9 protein-coding genes are annotated in these 8,913 nt (G+C 39.4%); 6 read left to right on the top strand and 3 right to left on the bottom strand.

Annotation, left to right across the window (positions count from 1 at the left end; translation table 11 throughout):
- The 5 genes from FJR08_RS07910 to FJR08_RS07930 all read left to right on the top strand — a co-directional run.
- On the top strand, positions 1-515 hold a 515-nt coding region (locus FJR08_RS07910), incomplete at its 5' end, for a DUF1565 domain-containing protein (protein ID WP_168632792.1).
- A 96-nt stretch (positions 516-611) separates the two neighbouring features.
- Positions 612-1,313 (top strand): COP23 domain-containing protein, encoded by a 702-nt coding sequence (locus FJR08_RS07915; protein ID WP_015080412.1) that lies wholly within the window; start codon positions 612-614, stop codon positions 1,311-1,313.
- Between the two features lie 195 nt (positions 1,314-1,508).
- A complete protein-coding gene (locus tag FJR08_RS07920) occupies positions 1,509-2,204 on the top strand; it encodes a COP23 domain-containing protein (protein WP_168632793.1) in 696 nt (231 codons plus the stop codon).
- Positions 2,205-2,229: 25 nt separating this feature from the next.
- Positions 2,230-2,913, top strand: a complete 684-nt coding sequence (locus FJR08_RS07925; RefSeq protein WP_168632794.1) for a COP23 domain-containing protein — start codon at positions 2,230-2,232, stop codon at positions 2,911-2,913.
- A gap of 155 nt (positions 2,914-3,068) precedes the next feature.
- Entirely contained in the window at positions 3,069-4,769 is a 1,701-nt protein-coding gene (locus FJR08_RS07930; RefSeq protein WP_015080408.1) for a tetratricopeptide repeat-containing serine protease family protein, read from the top strand.
- 12 nt (positions 4,770-4,781) lie between these two features.
- Here FJR08_RS07930 and FJR08_RS07935 read toward each other — a convergent pair whose 3' ends face one another.
- From FJR08_RS07935 to FJR08_RS07945, 3 genes are all read right to left on the bottom strand, one after another.
- Positions 4,782-5,318 carry a peroxiredoxin gene (locus FJR08_RS07935; RefSeq protein WP_015080407.1) on the bottom strand — a complete coding sequence of 179 codons (537 nt, stop codon included), beginning with the start codon at positions 5,316-5,318 and terminating at the stop codon, positions 4,782-4,784.
- Between the two features lie 44 nt (positions 5,319-5,362).
- The gene (locus FJR08_RS07940) at positions 5,363-5,974 is read right to left on the bottom strand and encodes a peroxiredoxin (RefSeq protein WP_168632795.1); all 612 of its coding nucleotides are present in this window, start codon (positions 5,972-5,974) and stop codon (positions 5,363-5,365) included.
- A 309-nt stretch (positions 5,975-6,283) separates the two neighbouring features.
- Entirely contained in the window at positions 6,284-6,721 is a 438-nt protein-coding gene (locus FJR08_RS07945) for a hypothetical protein (RefSeq protein ID WP_015080405.1), read from the bottom strand.
- A gap of 1,061 nt (positions 6,722-7,782) precedes the next feature.
- Here FJR08_RS07945 and FJR08_RS07950 point away from each other — a divergent pair.
- A partial coding sequence (locus FJR08_RS07950; protein ID WP_168632796.1) for a hypothetical protein occupies positions 7,783-8,913 on the top strand: 1,131 nt, incomplete at its 3' end.

Here is an 8,913-nt window from a genome sequence, read left to right on the forward strand (position 1 = left end):
GAGTCATCTCTGAATCAGCCAAACCTTTACTGCGTAAAAATGTAATTCAGAATAATCAACGGGATGGTATTGTCCTCATTCTGAATGCTTCACCGGATCTGGGTACTAACAATAATCCTGGTAGCAATAGTATCAGCAATAATGGTCGTTACAACCTCTACAATGCTACCAAAAACTTCATTTCTGCTGTTGGTAACAATGTTGATGCCTCACGTATTGCTGGTTCAGTCGAAATAGGTAACAGCCAAAGATCAACACCGTATTCCTCCCAAAGCGATGATTTATCAGCCAACGATCCCAACATCGCATTGCTACAAAAATGGGAATTAACACCCATTTCCTGTGCCTCTGGCAGCCAAGTAATTACCATCATGATGGGTGGTAAACAATACTGTGTTATGCCCCATCCTGACTTAACAGCCAATAGTTACGAATATAATCAGAGTAATGGCAACCTCAAAGCTTTAGTCAATTCCCCCAACAGAGCTTCCCGTCCGAAAAAAGAGGGTTTATAGGATCTGTGTTTTTGTTCTTTATCAATTATTTCCACCTTTTTAGTCAGAAAACGGAAAAGTCTAATCTCCTCTTACTTTAAACATTTACGAGGTTTTATGAAACATCAATGGAAAACAACGATTCCGAGGTCGGGCTTCGCTATCACAATTGCCACCTTAGCCCTATCCAGTATTTTGTCCTGGGGATCTACGGTTCAAGCCTTACCACCTGTGGATAATACAGATGATAATAGTAACAGTACCGCCATGCCGGATGTAGACCCATCGGAGGAAGCTAACACTGGAACTCAATTTACCTGTGTATCCCAAGGTGATGGTAACGTAGCTACAGTTGGTCAGCGACCCGGTGGAGAACCAATCCCTGTAATTATTTGGACTTCAGCATCTTTAAAATACTTTGGTGAGAAATTTACTCCTCAAAGCCGTTGCCAAATCGTCACACCGAAATTAAATGCGGCTGTAGCTGAAAGTGGCGGTAGCCTCAAAGATGTCGTGTTGATGAGCGGTAAAGTCCGCAATAAAACTGTCATTTGCGTAGTTTCTGTCAATGACACTGGTTGTGATGGTAATAATACTCTATTTACTTTAAACCCGGACAACGCCAAAAAGCCAGAGGAAATTCTTACCCAAATGATGCAAATCAGTCGTGAGGGTTCTAGTGCTGGCGTAATTCGGGAAACAAAAGGTCGTGTGCAGGTAACATTGAGCGATTTACTACCCAGAAAGAATAAGAATAATCGCGTACCTCGGCAAATCAGAAAAAAACCTGCTATTAGAAATAAGTCTGGTGGTTTGTAATTATTAATTTAATGGGTACTAAGTAGGTGGACGTAAAATAACCAAAATGTATAACGATATGTAAATTTACCTCAATGCGTTATTGTGCTTGAGTTTTAGCCATTTCACAAAACGAAATATATTTTGATTTTCCTCCGCCCACCTACTTACATCTCATGCTGATGCTCCTCTTACTTTAAACATTTACGAGGTTTTATGAAACATCAATGGAAAACAACGATTCCGAGGTCGGGCTTCGCTATCACAATTGCCACCTTAGCCCTATCCAGTATTTTGTCCTGGGGATCTACGGTTCAAGCCTTACCACCTGTGGATAATACAGATGATAATAGTAACAGTACCGCCATGCCGGATGTAGACCCATCGGAGGAAGCTAACACTGGAACTCAATTTACCTGTGTATCCCAAGGTGATGGTAACGTAGCTACAGTTGGTCAGCGACCCGGTGGAGAACCAATCCCTGTAATTATTTGGACTTCAGCATCTTTAAAATACTTTGGTGAGAAATCTACTCCTCAAAGCCGTTGCCAAATCGTCACATCGAAATTAAATGCGTCCGTCGCTGAAAGTGGGGGTAGCCTCAAAGATGTTGTATTGATGAACGGTCGAGTCGGAGAGAAAACCGTCATTTGCGTAGTTTCTATCATTGATACTGGTTGTAATGGGACTAATACTCTCTTCACCTTAAACCCAAAAAACGCCAAGCGGTCTGAAGAAATTCTTGCCCAAATGATGCAACTCAGTCGTGAGGGTTCTAGCGCTGGTGTAATTCGGGAAACAAAAGGTCGTGTGCAAGTTAGATTGAACGATTTGCTCACCAAGAAAGCTAATCGCTCACTGCGGCAAACTACCAAAAAACCTGCTGTTGAAAATAACTCTGGTGGTTTGTAATTACTTTTAAAATTTACGAGGTTTTATGAAACATCAATTGAAGACAGCAATTTTAGTTACTACCTTAGCCATATCCAGCATTGTTGCCTTGGGATCTTCAGTTCAAGCCTTACCACCAGTAGATAATGGCAACAACAAAGTCAATAATAGCAACAGTAGTCCGGTGGCAGATGTAGACTCATCGGAGGAAGCCAACACTGGAACTCAATTTACCTGTGTATCCCAAGGTGATGGTAACGTGGCTACAGTGGGTCAGCGACCTGGTGGAGAGCCAATCCCTGTAATTATCTGGACTTCAGCATCTTCAAAATACTTTGGTGAGAAATTTACTCCTCAAAGTCGTTGCCAAATCGTCACACCGAAATTAAATGCGGCCGTAGCTGAAAGTGGGGGTAGCCTCAAAGATGTTGTATTGATGAACGGTCGAGTTAATAACAACACTGTCATTTGCGTAGTTTCTGCAAATGATACTGGTTGTAATGGACGCAATACTCTGTTTACCCTCAAACCCGAAAATGCCAAGAAAGCAGACCAAATTCTTGCCCAAATCATCCAAATCAGTCGTAAAGGTTCTAGCGCTGGTGTAATTCGGGAAACACAAGGTCGTGTAAAGGTTAGATTGAGCGATTTACTCACAAACAATGTCAATCGCTCACTTCGGCAAACTACAAGAAAACCTGCTGTTGAAAATAAATCTAGTGGCTTGTAATTATTAATTGAAGTTGCTATAAGTGGGTTGATGTTAAAAATTGTCATAACGACAAGGGCAATTTTGAACGCCAACCTGCTTACGTCTCCTGCCAGAGATACAGAAATTAAACCGAATTCCTGTCATTACCAGAATTTACAAAAATAATTAAGCATATGAGTTTATATTTTACTAGGGTAAATTATCCAGTTTTGACTACGGCAATAGTGGCAGCTATTGTCATTTCTATCCCAACACCTGCTGCTGATCCTATCAGTCTTCAAAAGATTGCCCAAATTGCCAAAAACACCTCAGTCCAAATTAATGCAGAGGGTGATATTACTCCTGGAGGTTCAGGTGTAATTATTGCTAGACAAGGTAATACTTATACCGTACTTACAGCTAATCATGTGGTGTGTGATGTGTTAGACAGACCGGGAGAAATTGTTTGCGCTAAAGACATTACTTATTCTATTCGGACAAATACAGGGAAAGATTATGCTGTTAAAGATATCAAAGTGTTGCAGAAGGGTAGAAACGACCCAGATTTAGCTTTAGCTACTTTTGTGGCTACAGAAGATTATCCCATTGCTACTTTAGGCAATTCTGATGAGATGGTAGAGGGTACGGATATCTTTGTTGGTGGGTTTCCAGCCGTATTTGGTAAAGTTGGATCTGCCAGAGACTTTGCTTTTACCAAGGGAATAGTTGTTTCTCGGAATAATAGTCCTATTAATGGCTATGGTTTGATTTACGATGCCAGAACTGTAACTGGTAATAGTGGTGGTCCTGTGTTTGATATTATTGGTAGAGTTGTGGCAATTCATGGATTAGCTGATACATCAGCCAAGAATAAAACAGAAACAGGAGAAATCGTGACTCAGAAGACAGGATTTAATGCGGGGATTCCTGTTAATACTTTTTTAGCTATAAGTGAACCAAGTATTAAAAATACTCCGATTCAAAAAAATCAGAGTTCTACGAATGAACCTCCTGCTACTCGTTTAAGTAATCCTCAGTCAGCAAGAGACTTTTATGCTAGGGGTATTACTAAACTTGATCAATATAATTATCAAGAATCGGTGGAAGATTTTAATCAAGCAATCAAGCTTGACCCTAAATATTCAGAAGCTTACTTTAAACGGGGATATGTCTACACATGGTTAAGAAAATATTCAGAAGCTCTTGTAGATTTTAACCAAGTTATTGCTATTGATCCTAATTATTTGGATGGTTATCTTAATCGTGGCTGGACTCAGATTTCGTTACAAAATAATCAAGCAGCCCTTGAGGATTTTAATCGCGCTATGCGTCTTAATCCTAACTATGCTATTACTCATGCTCATCAAGGTATGGCTTATCTAAAGTTAGGAAACTATGAAGCGGCATTAGAATCTTCTAAACAAGCTATTCGTCTTGATCCTAACAATAGTTATGGGTATTCTATTCAGGCAAATATTTTTAATGCTTTAAAAGACTATCAATCAGCTATAAAAGTATCAAGTACAGCTATTTTGATTGATCCTGATAATTTCAGTGCCTACACAAATCGTGCCATAGCTCGCACTCTGACTAATGATTATCAAGGCGCTCTTGCAGATTATCAAAAATCTTCAGAAATATTTAATAGACGTTATGTTAAAAAATCTACTTCTCAAGTCGAGGAAAAGCCAAAACAAACTTCCCAGCTTACCACTGATGCCAATATAGAGTTAATTAAAAGCTGGGAATTAACAAATGTTTCCTGTACCTCTGGAGAAAAAATAGTGCAAATTATGATTGATGGTAAACAATATTGTGTCAATCCTCATCCTAGTTTAATTCAGAAAAATTATCAATACAATCGCGGTACAGGTAGGTTAGAATCTTGGAAATGAACTGTGTCCTATTCAATTATATTTTTCTAGAAGTGTCTCTACACCGGCATTATGATCTAAGAAGGAAAATAAATGTCTGTAGAGCAGTTTGCCATCTTTATCTAATATAAATTGTGCTGGTAATGGCGCTCCTAATGCCTGTCCAGTTCTATAAGTACGAAATGTATGGCAACTGGAATCACTCAATAATGGCATTTTTAAGCCCAAGTCTTGAACTATTATTTGACTTTGCTTTTTGTCGGTGCTAGTAATTAATAGAATTTCAATTCCCCGATTTTTAAACTGTTCATAATTTTCATTTAAGGCTTGAATATGGGGATAACAAAATGGGCAATATTGCTTTTCGGTAAAAATTCTGGTAAAGGCAATTATTACAGGTTGTTTACCTCGAAAATCAGATAGCTTAACAACAGTATTGTTAGTAATATCTGATAATTTAAAATCTGGTGTGCCTATACCCAATCTGAAATTATCTAACGCGGGTATAGGGAGAAAATTATGGAAAAATCGCTCGTTAAATAAGCCAGTAAAATCAGTTGAAGTCAACATAAGATATTCAAAATTAAAAGTTTAATTACCAAATTCCCAATTCTCTAAATATCAGCAAAGTAAATTTTAGACTTCACGGGATCAGGATTCATGGTTTTGTCCCCAGGTTGCCAATTAACAGGACAAACTTCATCGCTATGGGACTGAACGTGCTGAATTGCTTGTAATGTTCGCAGGGTTTCATCTACATTCCGACCAAAGGCTAGATTATTAATAGTGGAGTGTTGTAGAATGCCATCTTTATCTATGATAAATAAACCGCGTAAAGCAATACCAGCGGTGGGATCGAGAACGTTATAAGCGGCACTAATTTCTTTTTTGATGTCAGAAACTAGGGGATAATTTATGTCACCGACTCCACCAGATTTACGATCTGTTTGAATCCAAGCGAGGTGAGAAAATTCACTATCAACGGAAATACCCAAAATTTCTGTATTTAGTTGGCTAAATTCTGCGTAGCGATCGCTAAATGCTGTAACTTCAGTGGGACAAACAAAGGTAAAATTTAAGGGGTAGAACATCAGAACAACATATCTACCACGATAGTCAGACAATTTAATTGACTTAAACTCCTGATCTACTACGGTTGTTGCTGTAAAATCGGGAGCCTGCTGACCAATCCGGAGACATCCCTCTGTTTCATAGGTAAGTGTCATTAATCTAATTCTCCTTTAACTTTATATCATAGTTGGATTTATTTTTGAGCGCAGGCACATCGGTTAGATTGAAACTTTTAGAGTCTTGAAAAACTCATGTTTCCGGCTCAATTAGGGGCTTTTTAACTCAATATCCTCAGCAGCCGATTATATCACGAAGGAATATATCAGCAAATCGGCTTTTGGTGATATGCGCTCCTATCATTTATGTGGAAGCGCATCTGGAGATGATTTTGTAGTGAGGGCTGAAGCCCTCAAATGAGGAATAAATTCCCCACTACAAACTTTTAATTATTCAAGCCGTTCTACTTAGTTATTAACATACTTACCAATCACCTGAGCAAAATCTGGTACTGCCTCTTGCACGTGTTTTTCTGCGGAATTACGGAATTTTTCGTAAGTTCCTCGCACAAGTTGGCGTTTGGTATTTTTAACCCTGGCATCAGTTACACCTAGCAGCGCATTTGCGGTCTGATTACTATTGGCTGTGAGGTATTCCACCGGTTCACCCTGTTGCACTCCTTCACTCCAAATGGGATCAATTGCAGTTAAGCAAACTGGTAGGAGGGACTCAACCACATTGGTGATATAACCCGGTTGAATTCCCTTGAGTGCAGCAAAGGCGGCTTTCATGGCCATACCGCTTATGCCTGATTTAGATGCCAGTTGTGCGTCTATCATGGTGCAGCAGTCTTGGACAATCAAGTCCTTATGACCAGAATTCATTAATTCTTCATTCAGTCCCATTTTAATACTCCTAAGTATCAAATTGCTTGATTTATTATCATATAAGTAGTTGAATAAAATTAAATTCATTCATGGAATCAGGGAACAGGGAAAAGTATAGCATTCGGAGAATTTTGATGTTGATTGCACCCCATTATTCCCAAGATGCTTCAGCGTAGCTTGTCCTAGACATCATTCAGACTTAGTCTGTTGCTAAGGTTATGTGTCATATTCAGATCACGGGAACATAAAAACTGAAGATATCATTAATTCCCCTGTTGAACTTATCCCCTTGGGAAGTTATTATGTATGGGAGTAAGGTGCTTCTTGGCAGTCAGTAACTCAGCCCTAAAGGGACTGAGCTTGTAAGAAATTGCAAGCTGTACTGACCAGTCTAAGTCTTAACTGACTACGTTTTTTGAGTCACGACACCCTGGAATGCGTAGCTAGTTCCCTGCTCTGTCGCTTGTGATTAAACAGTTTCAAGGTCACTGAAACAGTGTTGCAAGCCTAACAAGCTCTTAAAACATTGACGTTCGCGCAAGCGTGCCGGAGGCATTCAGCTAACATTACCCCAGAAATGGGAGGCTCTTCGGAGCAAAACATTATGCGTACAGAGTTGGGAAATTTGAATCGGTAATTGTCCCGTTGAAAGTACATCACAAAAGTACCCCGAATTTCTCAACTCCAAGGCGGTAATGAAAAAATATTCACAGCGGTTAAAACCGCCCGTGTCGTTTCCCTCTCAGGGCTAAAGCCGCTGAGTTTCACGCTTACCGGGTATTCTTATGACAAAATAGCCTAAAAGATCAAAAATAATTGAGAAGACACAAATTTCAGGAGTTAATCAGTTTTACCTTGAGTATTATTATTTCCCTTCCCTAAGTAGATGATACTGTGGGATATTAACTTCATTATTGAGCAATACCTTCGCCAAATTGAAAAAAGCCTTGATTCGTAGGTTGGTTTGTTGCTTAACCCAACAAAGCAAAAATGGCGCAGGTATTATGAAGATAACCCCTGAATTCTTTGTTGATAAAATTTCTATTCAAGTTTAACTGATCAGAATCAACCATAACAGTATGTCTTACGTATCTCTCCTAAAAAACATACCAGAAATATTGAGCCAACCAACGGGAATAGCCGCTATAGCTTCCCTTGGTATCCACGGCGCTATTGCCTTAATTGTGCCATTAATGCCAGTTAACTCTAGTCAATCTTCTAAAACTGACTCACCCAAAGCAGTGGGATTGATGGAACTGAGTACCGCTGATCAAAGCCGATTACCACAACCCCCTAGTACATCCCCGATAGCTTTACAGCAACCCCAATTACCGCTACAGCAACAATTACCAGGTGCTAATTTAAGCAGTCCATTAACCAACTATCCCGCTTTACAACCGGAATTATCTAGTCAGTCGGTATTACCAGCTATTCCGAGTTCGCCAACTAACTTGAACCTTTCTTATCTGCCTAGCAAGCAATCTATTGAAAGATTGACTCGCAATGATTTACAGATAGCAATGTCTAGATTACCAAGAAGTACATATACTCCCTCGACTTCCTCGACTTCTCCTTTTGTCAATAATCTAGATCAGAGAATGAAAGAAACCGGATCTCTCGGTATTAATCGGTTACCAGAACTGCGACAAAGTCATGAAATACCTGGAGAACCACTGAATAATCCGTCTGCTGAAGCTATTGATATTGGCAGTACAACAACAGCAGGTATTTCACCACCACAAACAGTGGCATCAGGAAATAATGCTGTTAAGATTCCTCAAGGTGGGGAAAAATTAGCTTTAACAGATAATTCTAGGGGACAATCGCCAGAAATCATCACAAATGAATCTGAATCAAAAGGTAAAAAAACTGAACAATTACTGGCTAAACTGAACTCCTACAATACTCTTAGACAAAATATTCGTCAAGAATATCCCAATGTTAAAGAGAAAGGGGTAATTCGTGAAACCATCTCTACAGATACACCGGAGATGGAAGGGACAGTTGTGGGTAGATTAGTTGTAGATCCAGATGGTAAGGTTTTAGATATTAAATTCCAAGCAGGAACAGAATCGCCTAAGTTACAATCTAAGGCTAGGGAATTTTTCAGCGCTAATCCACCTCAAGCTGATAAGCAGTTAATTAGCTCTTATCCTTTCCAACTTAAGTTCCAAAATAATCCCAATTCTGCGGGAGTAAGTTCTAAGACT

Origin of the sequence: Dolichospermum sp. UHCC 0260 (assembly GCF_009711985.1) — a bacterium.
Lineage (GTDB): Bacteria > Cyanobacteriota > Cyanobacteriia > Cyanobacteriales > Nostocaceae > Dolichospermum > Dolichospermum lemmermannii.